At 36.2% G+C, this 16,752-nt stretch carries 15 protein-coding genes; 9 read left to right on the top strand and 6 right to left on the bottom strand.

Going from position 1 to position 16,752, the window contains the following annotated elements; genetic code table 11:
* Window positions 1-225: 225 nt before the first annotated feature.
* From motA to MHH69_RS15235, 4 genes are all read left to right on the top strand, one after another.
* Window positions 226-1,029 (top strand): flagellar motor stator protein MotA, encoded by an 804-nt coding sequence (gene motA / locus MHH69_RS15250; RefSeq protein ID WP_122971923.1) that lies wholly within the window; start codon window positions 226-228, stop codon window positions 1,027-1,029.
* Complete coding sequence (motB, locus tag MHH69_RS15245) at window positions 1,013-1,771, top strand: flagellar motor protein MotB (protein ID WP_341362652.1); 759 nt, start codon at window positions 1,013-1,015, stop codon at window positions 1,769-1,771. Before motA ends, motB begins: the two co-directional genes overlap by 17 nt.
* 139 nt (window positions 1,772-1,910) lie before the next feature.
* Complete coding sequence (locus tag MHH69_RS15240; protein ID WP_122971925.1) at window positions 1,911-3,002, top strand: PfkB family carbohydrate kinase; 1,092 nt, start codon at window positions 1,911-1,913, stop codon at window positions 3,000-3,002.
* Entirely contained in the window at window positions 2,999-3,916 is a 918-nt protein-coding gene (locus tag MHH69_RS15235) for a pseudouridine-5'-phosphate glycosidase (RefSeq protein WP_341362651.1), read from the top strand. Before MHH69_RS15240 ends, MHH69_RS15235 begins: the two co-directional genes overlap by 4 nt.
* A gap of 47 nt (window positions 3,917-3,963) precedes the next feature.
* On the opposite strand, the gene MHH69_RS15230 is transcribed toward MHH69_RS15235, so the two are convergent.
* Window positions 3,964-4,185 carry a DUF1128 domain-containing protein gene (locus MHH69_RS15230; RefSeq protein WP_122971927.1) on the bottom strand — a complete coding sequence of 74 codons (222 nt, stop codon included), beginning with the start codon at window positions 4,183-4,185 and terminating at the stop codon, window positions 3,964-3,966.
* A 173-nt stretch (window positions 4,186-4,358) separates the two neighbouring features.
* Between MHH69_RS15230 and MHH69_RS15225 the strand changes: the two genes are divergently transcribed.
* Window positions 4,359-4,691, top strand: coding sequence for a YtxH domain-containing protein (locus MHH69_RS15225; protein WP_122971928.1), 333 nt, complete (start codon window positions 4,359-4,361; stop codon window positions 4,689-4,691).
* A gap of 27 nt (window positions 4,692-4,718) precedes the next feature.
* Window positions 4,719-5,645, top strand: a complete 927-nt coding sequence (locus MHH69_RS15220; protein WP_122971929.1) for a YihY/virulence factor BrkB family protein — start codon at window positions 4,719-4,721, stop codon at window positions 5,643-5,645.
* Between the two features lie 34 nt (window positions 5,646-5,679).
* On the opposite strand, the gene MHH69_RS15215 is transcribed toward MHH69_RS15220, so the two are convergent.
* From MHH69_RS15215 to MHH69_RS15205, 3 genes are all read right to left on the bottom strand, one after another.
* Complete coding sequence (locus MHH69_RS15215) at window positions 5,680-7,578, bottom strand: heavy metal translocating P-type ATPase (protein ID WP_122971930.1); 1,899 nt, start codon at window positions 7,576-7,578, stop codon at window positions 5,680-5,682.
* 265 nt (window positions 7,579-7,843) lie between these two features.
* A complete protein-coding gene (locus tag MHH69_RS15210; RefSeq protein WP_122971931.1) occupies window positions 7,844-9,394 on the bottom strand; it encodes a fumarate hydratase in 1,551 nt (516 codons plus the stop codon).
* Window positions 9,395-9,577: 183 nt separating this feature from the next.
* Window positions 9,578-9,775, bottom strand: a complete 198-nt coding sequence (locus MHH69_RS15205; protein WP_122971932.1) for an SE1561 family protein — start codon at window positions 9,773-9,775, stop codon at window positions 9,578-9,580.
* A gap of 394 nt (window positions 9,776-10,169) precedes the next feature.
* On the opposite strand from MHH69_RS15205, the gene MHH69_RS15200 reads away from it, so the two are divergent.
* Window positions 10,170-11,348 carry an MFS transporter gene (locus MHH69_RS15200; RefSeq protein WP_122971933.1) on the top strand — a complete coding sequence of 393 codons (1,179 nt, stop codon included), beginning with the start codon at window positions 10,170-10,172 and terminating at the stop codon, window positions 11,346-11,348.
* A 121-nt stretch (window positions 11,349-11,469) separates the two neighbouring features.
* Here the strand turns inward: MHH69_RS15200 and nspC are convergent, their stop codons facing one another.
* Together nspC and MHH69_RS15190 are read right to left on the bottom strand one after the other, a co-directional pair.
* Window positions 11,470-12,609, bottom strand: coding sequence for a carboxynorspermidine decarboxylase (nspC, locus tag MHH69_RS15195; RefSeq protein WP_122971934.1), 1,140 nt, complete (start codon window positions 12,607-12,609; stop codon window positions 11,470-11,472).
* The gene (locus MHH69_RS15190; RefSeq protein ID WP_122971935.1) at window positions 12,610-13,836 is read right to left on the bottom strand and encodes a saccharopine dehydrogenase family protein; all 1,227 of its coding nucleotides are present in this window, start codon (window positions 13,834-13,836) and stop codon (window positions 12,610-12,612) included.
* 447 nt (window positions 13,837-14,283) lie between these two features.
* On the opposite strand from MHH69_RS15190, the gene MHH69_RS15185 reads away from it, so the two are divergent.
* Window positions 14,284-15,096: an MIP/aquaporin family protein gene (locus MHH69_RS15185; RefSeq protein WP_122971936.1), complete on the top strand. Its 813-nt coding sequence runs from the start codon at window positions 14,284-14,286 to the stop codon at window positions 15,094-15,096.
* A 48-nt stretch (window positions 15,097-15,144) separates the two neighbouring features.
* On the top strand, window positions 15,145-16,635 hold the full coding sequence (glpK, locus tag MHH69_RS15180; protein WP_122971937.1) for a glycerol kinase GlpK: 1,491 nt from the start codon (window positions 15,145-15,147) through the stop codon (window positions 16,633-16,635).
* Window positions 16,636-16,752: the final 117 nt, after the last annotated feature.

Raw genomic sequence — 16,752 nt, 5'->3', positions numbered from 1 at the left:
CTAATTTATTATTATATTTGGCTAATTATACCTAATGAACTTAATTATTATGTATTATTCTTTTTACTCATTGGCCGATACAAATATTAACCTAGTTAAATAGTGTTGTTTTTTGCTGAATAAACAGGAAAAAATGATGAACCTGGCACTTTCTGAAATAAGGATGTAAAAATTATAGAAAACATGTCGAAAAAAATAGTAGGTTGAAGATTTGGAGGAGCGTATATGGATTTATCAACGATAATAGGGATTGTTCTTGGTATTATTGCTGTATTTGTTGGAATGGTGTTAAAGGGTGCTAGTTTAAGTGCTTTAATTAACCCTGCTGCTTTTTTAATTATTATTGTAGGAACAATTGCATCTGTAACAATTGCTTTCCCGACAAAAGAATTAAAGCGAGTACCAAAGCTATTTAAAATTTTATTTACTGAAACAAAACTTAAGAGTGACATAGAAATTATTAAAATGTTTTCTGAATGGGCTGACTTAGCAAGAAGAGAAGGTTTACTTGCATTAGAGGTGAAAGCATCTGAAGTAGAAGATCCATTTTTAAAAAATGGTCTTACGTTAGCGATTGATGGTCAAAATGCGGATTATATTCGCGATGTACTAACGGAAGAAGTAGAAGCATTGGAAGATCGGCATGCAAGTGGTGCACAAATTTTCTCCCAAGCCGGTACATATGCCCCAACTTTAGGGGTATTAGGGGCAGTTGTAGGTTTAATCGCTGCCTTAAAGGATATGAGTGATATTGATAAACTAGGTCATGCCATTTCTGCTGCCTTCGTTGCAACGTTACTTGGTATTTTTACTGGATATGTTTTATGGACTCCGTTTGCCAATAAGTTAAAACGAAAATCAGCAGAAGAAGTAAAACAAAAGTATTTAATGATTGAAGGTATTTTATCTGTATTAGAAGGGGAAGCACCAAGGGTAATTGAACAAAAATTAGCTTCCTACTTAACAATGGATGAACGCCAACAAATTATGAATGAAAGCGGGGCGGGTGGCCTTGGCAAAGAAAGCTAAAAGAAAAAAGCACGACGATCATGTGGATGAGTCATGGCTTTTACCCTACTCGGATTTATTAACGCTACTATTGGCATTATTTATCGTGTTATTTGCTTCTAGTACCGTAGATCAAGAAAAGTTAGAACAAATGTCTGCTGTTTTTAGTGAAATATTTGATGGCGGTTATAGTTTTATGGAACACTCTTCCGTTGTAGAGTCTTCGAATACTGTAACAGACGGTGTTTCGGTAAGTGCCTATGTTCAAGACCAACAAGAATTACAAGCAATCCAAGAGCGGGTTGATAATTTTATTGCGGTCAATGAATTAGAAAGTACTTTCGCTACGAAAATGACGGACGAAGGGTTATTAATTACAATTCGAGATAGTATATTGTTTGATCCAGGTAAGGCAGATGTGAAGCAAGATTATGTAGATATTGCCGATGAGCTATCGAAACTATTACAAATGGATCCAGCCCGTTATATTGTCGTTACAGGACATACGGATAACGTCCCTCAAAATACCGAGGAATTTAAATCGAATTGGGAATTATCCGTGATGCGGGCTGTCAATTTAATGAAATTAATTATCGACCATAATCCTGAGCTAGATCCAAAATATTTTAGTGCAAAGGGATATGGGGAATATTCGCCTATTGCTTCAAATGAGACAGAAGAAGGAAGAGCGAAAAACCGTCGTGTAGAAGTGTTGATACAACAACTTGTTCAAGAAGATGGTACAAAAGTAAATGAACAATAATAAATAACCCGAAAGTAAATTATATTACTTTCGGGTTTTTTCATTTGAAAAATTATTTTGACTAATGTCAAACAAAAGTTTATAATTTTAAACAAATGTTTCGCCATTAAAACAATTGTACATATAAGGTGGTATGTCAGTGAATGAAAAAGAGCTGCTCGTTCTTCAAGCGATAAAGAACAATCCTTTTTTATCACAACAAGAAATGGCTGAACAATTAAGTATGTCGAGGCCTGCTTTAGCCAACATTATTTCTGGCCTTATTAAAAAAGGAGAAATTGTAGGACGAGCTTATGTATTACCGGAAAAAAATTCAGTCGTTGCCATTGGCGGTGCCAACATTGACCGAAAATTCCATATTGATGGCCGTGTACAATACGGGACGTCCAATCCGTCGAGTGTAACGGAAAGCGTCGGAGGCGTAGCAAGAAATATTGCTGAAAATTTAGGAAGGCTCGGCAATGAAGTGAAATTAATTACATTACTCGGACAAGATCAAGATGCGAAGGTTATTGAACATGAAAGCAAGGCGTTTATGGACTTAAATTATATTGAAGTCTTTTCCGATTTGAAAACAGGTTCCTACAGTGCGGTATTAGATCAAACGGGAGAACTTGTTTTAGCAATGGCAGATATGTCGATTTACGATCAACTTCAGCCGTCTATTTTACAAAAACATGAAGCGATATTGAGTAACGCTAAATGTATTATTGTCGATTTGAATTGTCCAAAAGAAACGGTAGTTTATTTACAAAATCTAGCCTGTTTAAGAGATATCCCCTTTGTAATTGTCCCGGTTTCAGCACCGAAAATGAAAAATATGCCGGATGATTTAATCGGTGTTACTTACTTCATTTGTAACAAGGAAGAGGCCGAGATGTATTTGAATATCCGTATGATGAATGATCGCGACTATACAGATGGTGTGAAAAAACTGCTCGAAAAAGGCGCGAAAAACGTCGTTCTAACGTTAGGAGACCGTGGTGTAATCGTTGGAAACGTAAATGGTATTTTTTATTTTGATGCAGTGAATGTAGCGGAAGTAATCGATGTAACGGGAGCTGGTGATGCCTTTGTAAGTGCTCTCGTGCATGGCGTATTGTATGGAGAATCATTTTCTGATGCGGTAAAGTTTGGTCTATATAATGCTGCCAAAACTTTACAATCCGATAAAACGGTAAGACAAGAACTAAATGCAGATGAAATTAATCATTGGAGGGAACAATTATGAAAAATTATTTATCATTTTCACAAGAAGTATTAGAGGCAAAAGAAAAAGGATTACCTATCGTTGCCCTTGAGTCAACAATTATATCCCACGGCATGCCGTATCCTCAAAATGTACAAACTGCTAGAGAAGTAGAACAAATTATTCGAGATATGGGTGCTGTACCAGCTACAATTGCGATTATCGACGGTAAAATTAAAATCGGTTTAACAGATGAAGAATTAGAAATGTTCGGGAATGCCAAAAATGTGGCAAAAGCTTCACGTCGTGATTTTGGCTATTTATTAGCTACGAAAAAAATTGGTGCAACAACAGTAGCAGCAACAATGATTGCAGCTGAATTAGCAGGTATTGAACTATTCGTAACAGGTGGAATCGGTGGTGTACACAGAGGCGCGGAAAACACGATGGATATTTCTGCAGACTTAGAAGAATTAGCTCAAACAAATGTAGCTGTAGTATGTGCTGGTGCGAAATCTATTTTAGATATCGGACTTACACTAGAATATCTTGAAACAAAAGGTGTTCCTGTTGTAGGATTTGGAACAGATATTTTACCTGCATTCTATACAAGAGAGAGCGAGTTTAGTGTTAACTTCCGTCTAAATACTGTGGAGGATGTAGCAAATATGATGAGAGCGAAGTGGGAAATCGGTTTAAACGGCGGTGCTGTCATTGCTAACCCAATCCCTGAAGAAGATGCCCTTGATGCCAAGTTCATTAATAATATTATCGAAGAGGCTTTACAGGAAGCTGAGGAAAAAGGCATTAAAGGGAAAGACGTGACACCATTCCTACTTGGTAAAGTGAAAGAATTAACGGAAGGTGAATCATTAAAAGCGAATATTGCCCTTGTAAAAAACAACGCTAAAGTTGGAGCAGGCATTGCTATTGCTTTAAATAATAATAAAAAATAAAAAAAGGAAGTTTCCAACGAGGATGTTGTCCTTGTTGGAAACTTCTTTTATTTACGTAATGCACCTAATTCTGAAACGATCGCTTGCATCTCACTAGGGCTGAACGTGTTTCTTTTCATAACCATTTCGTAAAGATACAATATGTCTTCGTAATTTTCATCTGTAAAATGCTCTGATTTCATAGCGTCCACATTGACCATTCGAAGCTTTTCTTTAATTTGCTCAATCATATAGATGACATTGTCCCGCGATGGTTTAGTTAAATCCATTGTGACCCCACCTTTCAAAGTATCCAATTTATCATTTCATTACTGGCCCTTCCTGTCAATAACATTTAGTGCTTGCTTTAAAAAACTATTATTTTTTTATAGAATGGTACTGTGAAGAAATAATTACCATTATACATGAAAATGTTTTAATCTTGTTTAGGAGGAAAACATAAATGAGTGAAAGTAAATTATTAAAGTCAATGGTTGTAGGAGCAGTAGCAGGTGCTGTTATAAGTATGTTTGACCGTAAAACAAGAGAACATGCAATTGAAACAACAAAAAAAGTGAAAAGTACGTTTGTTTATTATGCAAAAAATCGAGAAGAACTACAACAATTAATTGAACGAAAAGTAGAAGAGGCACAAGAATTATATGTGGATCTTTCGGGAAATATTAATACGATTGTAAGTAAATTAAATGAAGTGAAGGAAATACCGAATACAGTCCAAAGCATTGTAAATGATACGAAGAAGGTTATTTCCAATTCATCTAAAAAGGAATCGTAAAATTTAATCGAGGGGAAGTGGGCGAAATTGAGTGAAGAGCGAAAACCATCCGTATCAGAGACGTTATCGTTAGTAAAATCCTTTATAGATCCTGATGAATCGAAAATCGACATTACTACGGGTAAAGGGTTTATACAAGATTTAATTGTTCGAATGAGGGATGTAGACATATCCGGAATGGGCGCTCAATTAGCCTACTTCTTTCTACTGTCCTTTTTCCCGCTACTCATTTTTATGGTTACTTTACTACCTTATTTAGATTTGGATGAAGAACATGTTTTCGATTTCCTTCAAAGTATCGTACCAACAGAAGTTTTTTTGCTTACCCAAGGAACGATAACCGAAATTTTAACGACCCATCAAGGTGGTGGATTGTTATCTATCGGGGTCATCGGGACAATTTGGTCGGCATCTAGGGGAGTCAATGCGTTAATTAAAACGTTAAATGACGCCTATGAAACTGAAAGGAAACCTGGATTTATTAACAGAGGGTGGTCTCTCGTTTTTACAATCGCCCTAGTCATTCTCATTCTGCTAGCCTTATTAATACCGATATTGGGGCATCAATTTGCCTTTTCGTTATTTAGTTATTTAGGTGTCGAAGAGACCTTTTCAGAATTTTGGAGATTTGTCCGATGGATTATACCTCCAATATTAATATTTATCGTTTTAAATTTAATGTACTGGATTATACCGAATACAGAGCCGAAATTACATATGATTAGTGTTTTACCCGGTGCCTTTTTTTCAACGGTGTCATGGGTCGTACTAATTTATGGTTTTTCCTACTATGTGAATAATTTTGGAAACTATACTTCTACTTATGGAAGTATTGCTGGCATTATTATTTTAATGCTTTGGTTATATTTCACCGGAATGATTTTAATATTTGGTGGATTGTTAAATGCAACAATGCATAAAAGAAGGATAGTTAAAAAAGGATATAATGAATAAAGCTTTCGCTAAAATTTAGCGAAAGCTTTTTAGTTTATAATTTTAACATTCTTAAACCGTTTAAAATAACTAAAATGGTACTGCCTTCATGTCCGATTACACCAAAGGGTAGGTCGACTACTTGTATAAAGTTAGAAATGATTAATAGACAAATAACAGCGATAGAAAAGAGAATATTTTGCTTCACAATTTTTTGCATTTTTTTTGATAAACGAATCGCATAAGCAATTTTGGATAAATCATTTTTCATTAATACAACGTCTGCTGTTTCAAGTGCCACATCTGTTCCGCCTCCCATAGCAATTCCAACTGAAGCGGTTGCTAATGCAGGAGCATCGTTAATACCATCTCCTACCATTCCGACATTTCGATAAGTTTGTAAATAATTTTTTATATGATTTACTTTCGTTTCAGGTAAACATTCGGCGATAAATTTATTAACACCAGCCTCGCTTGCGATTGTTCGAGCGGTTTTCTCATTATCTCCTGTAAGCATCGCAACTTCAATTCCTAGCTCTTTTAACAATTTTACAGCCACTTTTGCTTCATCACGGACTGTATCTTTCATAGCTACTAAAGCGGCAATGCCTCGTTCATCTTTCATAAAGATAACGGTTTTACCTTCTTCAGCTAACTTTTCTGCAGCATTGTTTGCAAAGTTTGTAGCTTCAAGTTTCCCGACAAATTCTGGTTTCCCAACTAAGTAAGAATGATTTTGGTCATGGGCTTTTAACCCCCATCCCGGAACATCTTCGATTTCAATTCCTTGTATCGTATTGATCTTTTCTTTTTTAGCATAGTTTACAATAGCTTGTGCTAATGGATGATTTGCTTGTGATTCAATGGAAGCTAGAGTAGCAATTGTATCCTTTTCGTTTAAGTCTTCCCTTACGATAATATCTGTTACGGTCGGAGTTCCAACAGTTAAAGTCCCTGTTTTATCGACCGCTAAAAGATTTAAGGCACTTAGTTGTTCTAAATGAACACCACCTTTAAAAAGAATGCCATTTCTTGCACCGTTTGAAATCGCAGCAAGGGTCGCTGGCATGATGGATGCTACAAGGGCACACGGCGATGCAACGACTAATAATACCATTGCACGATAAAATGTTGTTGTCCAATCCCAGCCAAGTAAGTAGTGGGGGAGGAATAACATAAGTCCGACAGCAAGCAGTACAAATTTTACATAAGTCCCTTCAAAACGTTCGATAAACTGTTGGGAAGGAGATTTTTCACTTTGGGCAGATTGTACAAGGTTAATAATTTTTTGGAATAACGTTTCAGAGTTCGGTTTGGTCATATTGATTGTAATGGTACCGTTTAAGTTCACAGTACCAGCATATACATGTTCACCGACTTGTTTTGTAACAGGCATAGATTCTCCGCTAATAGCCGATTCATCAATAGAAGAAGTACCTTTTAGAATTTGACCGTCAGCAGGAATACGTTCACCTGGTTTGATGAGTAAGTGATCTCCAACCTTTAATGTAGAAACGGGAACTTTCATCGGTTCAAAGGTACCCCGAACTAACCATGCTTCTTCAGGCTGTAAGTTCATAAGCGCTGAAATTTCACGATGGCTTTTATTCATTGCATAAGATTCTAAAGCACCACTTAAAGCAAAAATAAAGATTAGAATTGCTCCTTCAGTCCAATACCCGATAATGGATGAACCGATAGCAGCTAACACCATTAATAATTCAACATTTAATGTTTTGTTCTCAATTGTGTCGAGGAATCCTTCTTTTGCTTTCGCGTATCCACCGATAACAAAAGCACTTAAATAGGCGATAATCGCTGCTGTTATAAGTCCGTTTGATTCCATACGCCAAGCTAATAATGTTATGAAACCTGATAGTAAAGCAGCAATAAGTTCTTTATGTTCTTTTATATTCTCAATTAGATTATTATTTTCTCGATTAGAAGTATTCATTTTAGCCTCCTTATGATAATGAATATCAATATCAAAACTCATATAATTCAATATTGATAATAATTTTCAATTGCCATATGAGTTTTTAATAATTCTTATTAATTTATAATTATTATAATATAGACGTGTGGAATTGTAAAACATATTTGTTTTACTCATGAAAAAAGTTGATGTAAAGGGAGGGGGAGGAAAAGAAAAAACCTACAAGAATCAATGATCCTTGTAGGTTTTGATGAACAAATATTGATGAAATTACATTGTTTAATTAGAATACTCTTTCCGCATATTGGGAAAGTTTTTCTAATGAAGATTTTTCAACGTCTGCGTGTAAAGAGTTACCGTGGGAGTCCATTGTAACAACAGCAGTGAATCCTTCTACATTTAAGTGCCACATTGCTTCTGGAATGCCGAACTCTTGTAAATCGACACCATCTACACTTTTAATGCAATCCGCATAGTACTGGGCAGCACCGCCGATAGCGTTTAAGTAAACACCGCCATGTTCTTTAAGGGCAGCAAGTGTTTTCGGCCCCATACCACCTTTACCGATAACAGCACGGATACCGAATTTTTTCATAATGTCACCTTGGTAAGGCTCCTCGCGGATTGAAGTAGTTGGACCAGCAGCTTTAACAGTCCAGTTACCATTTTCGTCTTTTGCCATAACAGGTCCACAATGGTAAATAATTTGACCGTTTAAGTCTACAGGTGCATCGTGGCTCATTAAGTGGTGGTGAATTGCATCACGACCAGTATACATACGACCGTTAATTTTGACAACGTCGCCTACTTTAAGTTCACGAATTTGTTCTTCAGTAATTGGTGCAGTAAGTTCTACTACTTTACTTTCTGAATTTGTTTCAGCTTTTGGCTCATCACGGAATGTAACTTTTTCTCCTTCTTGATAATGCCATTTTTTAATTTCACCAGTTGTCGCATCAATATCGATGGCCATACGACGGTAAGCCCAACAGTTATAAGCAACGGATACATAGAATGATGCCGGGATACGGTGCATAATGCCAATTTTACATCCTAGTAATGTTGCTTCACCTCCGAAGCCCATTGTACCAACGCCGAAAGTATTCGCTTTTTCAACGATATATTCTTCTAATTTTGCTAAATCAGGGTTTGGATTGACATCGTCAACGGGACGGAATAATTGTTCTTTTGCAAGATCATATCCAGAAGAACGGTCCCCACCGATTCCAACACCGATAAAACCAGCTGAACAGCCTTGTCCTTGTGCTTGCCATACAGAGTGTAAAATACATTTACGGATACCATCTAAGTCACGTCCAGCGCGGCCTAAACCTTCTAATTCGCATGGTAAACTGTATTGGATGTTTTTATTTTCACACCCGCCACCTTTTAAAATTAATTTAACTTCAATATAATCTTTCTCCCATTGTTCAAATTTCACAACTGGAAGTCCGTCTCCTAAATTATCTCCACTGTTTTTCCCAGTTAAAGAGTCAACTGCATTTGGACGTAATTTAGCATCTTTAGTTGCTTGAACAATTGCGTTTTTAATAGCAGCTTTAATTTCTAATTGGTTAACACCGATTGGAGTTTTTACTTTAAAAGTAGGTAAACCTGTATCTTGGCAAATAGGTGAAACGTTATCTTCTGCCATAACGATGTTATTTGTAATCGTGTCTAAGCTCATTGCAGCACGTGTTCCGGCATTTTCAGCTTCTTTAGCTTTTTTAATCGCACGGCGAACGTCTGCTGGTAAATTAGTGGAAGTTTCGCTCACTAAGTCATAAAGACTTTTTTCTAATGTTTGTAAATAGGATGTCGCTACTTGAGACATTTATATTCCCCCCAGAATATTAAAGAAATTTACTCTCAATTCTATTATACCTTTTTCATTTCACGAAAAAAAGAGAGATAGAGAGTTAAGGTTTTTATTCTATCATTTTTTAATGGTTTAACTTTTCTTTCCAATATAAAAACCATCCGAATAGTTTCAGATGGTTTCATTCGATTTCATTACTTATTCTTTAGTTGAATCGTTACGGTGATTGAATTGGTCCATTTTTTCTTCAACATCATCGATAATTTGAATGAGTCTGTCGATATCCTCAATATCTGCAGTTTCGGGATCAATGGCATCTAAAACTTCAACAAAAATTTGAAGACGTTCTTTTAAGTAATTCACTTGTTTGTTTTTATCTGTAATAGGGTTCGACATAATTACACCTCTTTCGTCATGACCATCATAGCGAATTTGGCGTTATTGTTCAAATATTATGTGGAAAAGAAGGGGGTAATTTTAATTGTAAAGAAAATTATTCTGAATATTTACAAAATTGAATTTATATGATAAGTTATATTTAACTAATCGAAAGGAGATGGTCGAAAAGAAGATGCTCACTCTACGAAAAAGAAGGAGGGAGTTTAAACAATTTTTCGGCTATCGAATGGCCGAAACGTAGTTTATTCAATCAATTATGGAGTTAACTGAACTGTAGAAACCTTAGTGATGCAATGTCACTAAGGTTTTTTTATAAGCTAAAATGTAGGGGCTATTTATTTCCTTCTATGGTAACATATTCTTAGTTTGTAGTTTTAGTTGGAGGAAAATTATGATAGCAACTGAAAAGTATGTACAACGTAGATTTTGGATTTTGGTAGCAATTGTATCAATTTCAGGTTTCTCACAAGGTATGCTATTACCACTTATTTCGGTTATTTTTGAAAGCGATGGTGTATCATCCGCTCTTAATGGTTTAAATGCTACAGGGCTATACATAGGAACGCTATTAATATCACCATTTGTCGAAAAGCCACTACGTAAATTTGGTTATAAACCGATTATTATTATTGGTGGAGCTGTTGTTTTTGTTTCTTTATTTCTCTTTCCTTTATGGCAAAATGTGATGTTTTGGTTTATTTTACGAATGTTAATCGGTATCGGAGACCATTGTTTACATTTTGCTACTCAAACATGGCTTACAAGCACATCACCAGCTGAAAGTATCGGAAAAACGATGTCCATTTATGGATTATCCTTTGGCGTAGGATTTGCGGTAGGACCGTTAATGGTGAACTTAATAAAAATATCTGAAACGTTCCCATTTATTTTGTCATCTGTACTTTGTTTAATTGCTTGGTCTTTTGTTTTCTTTGTTCACAATGAAAAACCAGAAGCATTAACAGGGGATAGTAAGGAAGTGAAAAGTTTCCATCGATATAAATTATCATTCAAATATGCATGGATAGCATTTTTACCGCCTTTCGTATATGGCGTATTAGAAACTTCTTTAAATTCTCTATTCCCAGTTTATGCTTTAAGAAAAGAATTTAACGTTTCTATGGTATCAATAATATTAGCTGCCTTTTCAATAGGTGGTATACTTACTCAAGTACCAATAGGAATATTGGGCGATAAAATAGGTCGAAGAAAAATTATATTAATTACCTTTTTAGGTGGGACTTTATTTTTCGGAATTGGAAGTTTGTTTGAGCATTCTGAGTTCGTTATAGCGGCGGTATTTTTACTAGCTGGTATGTTCTTAGGATCTATGTTCTCTCTAGGAATAACATACATGGCGGAACTAACGCCGAAAGCTCTATTGCCAACGGGGAATTTATTATGCGGTATTTTCTTTAGTGTCGGCAGTTTAGTAGGGCCAACTGTTGGTGGATTATATCTACAATTTATCCATAACTTTAGTTTCCTATTATTTATATCAGCTATTTTGTTTGCTATGTTTCTTATCGTATTAATCTTTGGAAAACAAATGAAACAAGTAGCAAATTAAATTGAAAGTAGAGAAGGGTACATGTCAGAAACAAACTGATATGTATTCTTTTTGATTTGGAGAGTTTTCCTTTAAAAAAATAAGCTAACTCAATAATTCTGAGTTAGCTTATTTGTGCTTATTAAGATAATCTATTTCGGTAGTCTTCATAACCAAACTGACGTACGACTTTTACGCCTTCATCTTCGTTATATAAACAAATGCTTGGTAAGTTTACACCATTGAACATATGGTTTTTCACCATTGTATAGTGAGCCATATCGGTAAATACTATTTTGTCACCAGCTTTTAATGGTTCGTCAAATGAGTAATCGCCAATTACGTCACCAGCTAGACATGTCATACCACCTAGACGGTAAGTATACGGTTTGTCATTTGGTGTACTCGCGCCAATAATTTGGGGACGGTAAGGCATTTCTAATACGTCTGGCATATGACATGTAGCAGAAGTATCTAAAATGGCAATTTCCATTCCGTTTTTCACTACATCTAGGACAGTCGTTACTAAGTAACCAGTATTTAAAGCAATTGCTTCTCCTGGTTCTAAAATAACTTTCACGTCATATTTTTCTTGCATGTAGTTAATTAATGATACAAGTTTGTCAACATCGTAATCTTCTCGGGTAATATGATGACCACCGCCGAAGTTAATCCATTTCATTTGATGTAAATATTCACCGTATTTTTCTTCGAAGTGTACTAAAATACGCTCCAATACGTCTGAACCTTGTTCACACATCGCGTGGAAGTGGATACCTTCAACGCCGTCTAATTGATCTGGACGGAATGAATCAACAGGTATTCCAAGACGAGAATTGATATAACATGGGTCATAAAGTGGTGTTTCAACTTCAGAGTAACCAGGATTTACACGTAAACCGATCGAAACGTGCTTGTCCAAACTTTGTACTTTTTCTTTATACTTGTTTAATTGGTCAAAGGAGTTGAACACGATATGATCCACATATTTTAAATATTCATCAATTTCATGTTCTGCATAAGCTGGTGCATAGGCATGTACTTCTTTTCCGAATTCTTCATAACCTAGGCGGGCTTCAAATAAAGAACTTGATGTAATACCTTTTAAATATTGACGCACCATTGGGAAAGTAGAAAACATGGAGAACCCTTTTAGTGCTAGTAAAATATCACAACCTGTACGATCTTGTACAGATTTTAATATTTCTAAGTTACGTAATAGCAGGCGCTCGTCCACAACATAACTTGGAGACGGCGCTGTATTCCAATCAATTGTCTTCATTTACTTCGCCTCTTCTTTATCAAGGCTAAGGTCCACTAATTCTGGGTTATGGCTTTCTTGCCATGGTAAGCCCCATTTATTTAAAGCTTCCATGAATGGATCTGGATTGAATTCTTCCACGTTCCATACACCTGGTTTTTGCCATTCGCCATTCATCACTAACATTGCACCAATCATTGCAGGTACACCTGTTGTGTAAGAGATAGCTTGACTACCTACTTCACGGTAACATTCTTCGTGGTCACAAACGTTATATACATAGTAAGTTTTTTCTTTACCATCTTTTATTCCACGGAAGATACAACCGATATTTGTTTTACCTTTTGTACGAGGTCCAAGGGATGCTGGATCTGGTAAAACAGCTTTTAAGAATTGAAGTGGTTGAATCATTTGACCTTCAAATTCGATTGGTTCAATAGATGTCATTCCTACGTTTTCTAAAACTCGTAAGTGAGTTAAATATTTTTCAGAGAATGTCATCCAGAAACGAATTTGTTTAATGCCTTTAATATTTTTTGCTAAAGATTCTAATTCTTCATGGTATAGAAGGTACATATCTTTAGGTCCAATTTCAGGGAAGTTATAAACTTCTTTAAACTCTAAAGGTTCAGTTTCTACCCATTTGCCTTCTTTCCAGTAACGACCGTTCGCAGTAATTTCGCGAATGTTGATTTCTGGGTTGAAGTTTGTTGCGAAAGGATAACCGTGGTCACCAGCATTCGCATCTAAAATATCGATGTAATGAATTTCATCGAAGTGATGTTTTAGAGCGTAAGCAGAGAATACGCCAGTTACACCTGGATCGAATCCACTACCTAATAAAGCTGTAAGACCAGCTTTTTCGAATTTTTCTTTGTAAGCCCATTGCCATTTATATTCAAATTTAGCTGTTTCAGGTGGCTCATAGTTTGCAGTATCAACATAGTGCACACCTGTCTCTAAACATGCATCCATAATTGTTAAGTCTTGATATGGTAAAGCAACGTTAATTACCACATCTGGTTTAAATCCATTGATTAATTCAACAAGTTCGTTAACATTATCCGCATCAACTTGTGCAGTGTGGATAATTGTTTTACCGCCGTCTAATTTTTCCTTTAAAGCGTCGCATTTTGACTTAGTTCGACTAGCGATCATAATCTCCTCGAACACTTCTGAATTTTGTACACATTTGTGTACGACTACGCTAGCTACACCGCCAGCTCCAATAATCAATGCTTTACCCAATTCTTTATAACCCCCAAATATTTTATTTTTTTAAAACAAAACGATTATACACAATAATGTTGAGGGTATCAAATAAAATTAGGTTTCAGTTGTTTATTTCATTGTAGAAAGATAAAGGATATTGGAGAATTTTAACTAGTTTTGAAGAATATTATCCTAAAGATGAAACTATTTAATGTATAATAGAGTCAAGTTTTTAAAGAATTTTACTCATATTCTTTCAAATATAATAGTTCGTTTGAGCAATAAAGATTGGACAATCCTTCAAAATTTATTTGTTACGACAACGAATAAATAAATTTGTCTAAGCGTAATTATGAGTAAAAATGATAGCGTTTCCATTCATTTTTTTAGTTTGGAGTACAAAAGGGAAACACTTATTGCCCTTATACCTTTAAATAATAAAAGGTGTTTCCTTATTATTTTAAAACAAAGGAGATGTTGAAGATGTCACCGTTTTGGGGAGAAGTTTTAGGGACGATGATTTTAATTTTGTTTGGAGCAGGTGTTTGCGCGGGCGCTAATCTAACGAAGTCCTATGCAAAAGATGCCGGCTGGGTAGTCATTTCGATTGCTTGGGGGCTAGGTGTAACATTAGGGGTTTATGCCGTCGGAAGTATTAGTGGTGCCCATTTGAATCCGGCAGTAACAGTAGGTTTAGCATGGACGGGTGATTTTGCTTGGAATGATGTTCCACTATATATTCTTGGACAATTAATCGGAGCATTTTTAGGAGCATGTATTATTTTCCTTCAATATTTACCTCATTGGAAGGAAACGAAGGATCCAGGTGCAAAACTAGGCGTATTTTCTACTGGACCGGCTATACCTCATACGTTTTCCAATTTGTTAAGTGAAATTATTGGGACATTTGTATTGCTATTAGGTCTGCAATTTATCGGAGCGGGGCAATTTACAGAAGGGTTAAATCCAATTGCTGTAGGGCTTCTAATTGTTGCCATCGGTATGGCCTTTGGAGGTACTACAGGTTACGCTATTAATCCTGCCCGGGATTTAGGCCCACGTATCGCCCATGCAGTTCTTCCGATTGCTGGCAAAGGGTCTTCAAATTGGAAATATTCTTGGATACCAGTTGTTGGTCCACTGCTTGGTGGCTCTCTAGGTGCATTATTCCATAAAGCTGTATTTAATAATACGATGACGACTGAATTTTGGATTGTATTAGTTGTGACAGTACTTGTTTTAGGTATTGCTTATTTTATGAGTCCAAGAAATTTAACAAGTAATGAAATGCTTTAAAAGACAAACGAAGTTAAAAATGAACTATAGATAGGTGGGAACAGGAAAATGGGAAAATATATTTTGTCAATCGATCAAGGAACAACTAGTTCAAGAGCAATTCTTTTTAATAAGCAAGGAGAAATTGTCCATAGCGCTCAAAAAGAATTTACTCAACACTTTCCAAATCCAGGGTGGGTTGAGCATAATGCCAACGAAATTTTAGGTTCGGTTTTAGCTGTCATTGCTTCTTGCTTATCAGAAGCAGACGTTTCTCCTGAAATGGTAGCAGCGATAGGGATAACAAATCAACGGGAAACAACGGTTGTTTGGAATAAAGAAACAGGAAATCCGATTTACAATGCAATTGTTTGGCAGTCACGTCAAACAAACGATATTTGTGAGGAATTGAAAAGCAATGGATATAACGAACTTTTCCGTTCCAAAACGGGATTATTAATCGATGCTTATTTCTCAGGAACGAAAGTGAAATGGATTTTAGACAATGTGGATGGTGCAAGGGAACTTGCTAATGAAGGAAAGTTATTATTCGGTACAATCGATACTTGGTTAATTTGGAAACTGTCTGGCGGTAAAGCCCATGTGACGGATTATTCCAACGCATCCCGAACACTTATGTATAATATTTACGAATTAAAATGGGATGAGGAATTATTATCGATTCTTGATATCCCAACATCTATGTTGCCTGAAGTTTGTCCTTCATCAACAGTGTATGCGACTACCGATAAAGAGCATTTCTTCGGTCAGGAAGTACCAATTGCTGGGGTGGCTGGAGACCAGCAAGCAGCATTGTTCGGCCAGGCATGTTTTGAAAAGGGGATGGCAAAAAACACTTACGGAACAGGCTGCTTCATGCTCATGAATACTGGTGAGAAACCAGTTAAATCTGTCCATGGCTTATTAACAACGTTAGCATGGGGATTAAATGGCAAAGTAGAATATGCGCTAGAAGGAAGTATTTTTGTAGCCGGATCTGCTATTCAATGGTTACGTGACGGTTTACGTATGTTTAATAATGCTGCTGACAGTGAGCAATATTGTAGAAGAGTTGATTCAACGGACGGAGTTTATGTTGTTCCTGCCTTTGTTGGATTAGGAACGCCTTATTGGGACAGTGAAGCAAGGGGAGCAATATTTGGTTTAACGCGCGGAACAACAAAGGATCATTTCGTTCGTGCTACAGTGGAATCATTAGCATATCAAACGAAGGCTGTTCTCGATGCGATGGAAAAGGATTCAGGAATTTCATTGAAAACATTACGTGCCGACGGAGGAGCTGTTAAGAATAGTTTCTTAATGGAGTTCCAAAGCGATATTTTAAATGTTCCAGTAGAAGTGCCAAAGGTAAATGAAACAACGGCGCTAGGAGCAGCCTATTTGGCTGGATTAGCGGTTGGCTTTTGGGAAAGTCAAGAAGAAATTGCATCCCAATGGGCAATTGACCAATCTTATGAGCCGAAAATGGACGAAGCGAAAAGAAAAGAATTGGTCGACGGTTGGGAAAGAGCTGTTGCAAGTACGCGAACATATAAATAATTCTCGTTTTAGAAATTAAGCTAGATTATTTAGAGATCACTTAAACATACCTTTAAAGGTGGTGTTTTGTGATCTCTTTTTTATGGCCAGTGGAGGAGGCATAGATGCTTCCTCTTT

Source organism: Ureibacillus sp. FSL E2-3493, assembly GCF_038077515.1.
GTDB lineage: Bacteria > Bacillota > Bacilli > Bacillales_A > Planococcaceae > Ureibacillus > Ureibacillus halotolerans.
Note: the sequence above shows the minus strand (reverse complement) of the source record. Positions and strands in the feature narration are given on the sequence as shown.

What these genes read in the sequence shown, in the direction of transcription:
- MHH69_RS15185 (WP_122971936.1), top strand. Translation starts at nt 14,284, where the DNA reads ATGTCACCGTTTTGGGGAGAAGTTTTAGGGACGATGATTTTAATTTTG.
- MHH69_RS15210 (WP_122971931.1), bottom strand. Translation starts at nt 9,394, where the DNA reads ATGTCTCAAGTAGCGACATCCTATTTACAAACATTAGAAAAAAGTCTT.
- MHH69_RS15205 (WP_122971932.1), bottom strand. Translation starts at nt 9,775, where the DNA reads ATGTCGAACCCTATTACAGATAAAAACAAACAAGTGAATTACTTAAAA.
- MHH69_RS15235 (WP_341362651.1), top strand. Translation starts at nt 2,999, where the DNA reads ATGAAAAATTATTTATCATTTTCACAAGAAGTATTAGAGGCAAAAGAA.
- MHH69_RS15215 (WP_122971930.1), bottom strand. Translation starts at nt 7,578, where the DNA reads ATGAATACTTCTAATCGAGAAAATAATAATCTAATTGAGAATATAAAA.
- MHH69_RS15200 (WP_122971933.1), top strand. Translation starts at nt 10,170, where the DNA reads ATGATAGCAACTGAAAAGTATGTACAACGTAGATTTTGGATTTTGGTA.
- MHH69_RS15225 (WP_122971928.1), top strand. Translation starts at nt 4,359, where the DNA reads ATGAGTGAAAGTAAATTATTAAAGTCAATGGTTGTAGGAGCAGTAGCA.
- glpK (WP_122971937.1), top strand. Translation starts at nt 15,145, where the DNA reads ATGGGAAAATATATTTTGTCAATCGATCAAGGAACAACTAGTTCAAGA.
- MHH69_RS15230 (WP_122971927.1), bottom strand. Translation starts at nt 4,185, where the DNA reads ATGGATTTAACTAAACCATCGCGGGACAATGTCATCTATATGATTGAG.
- nspC (WP_122971934.1), bottom strand. Translation starts at nt 12,609, where the DNA reads ATGAAGACAATTGATTGGAATACAGCGCCGTCTCCAAGTTATGTTGTG.
- motA (WP_122971923.1), top strand. Translation starts at nt 226, where the DNA reads ATGGATTTATCAACGATAATAGGGATTGTTCTTGGTATTATTGCTGTA.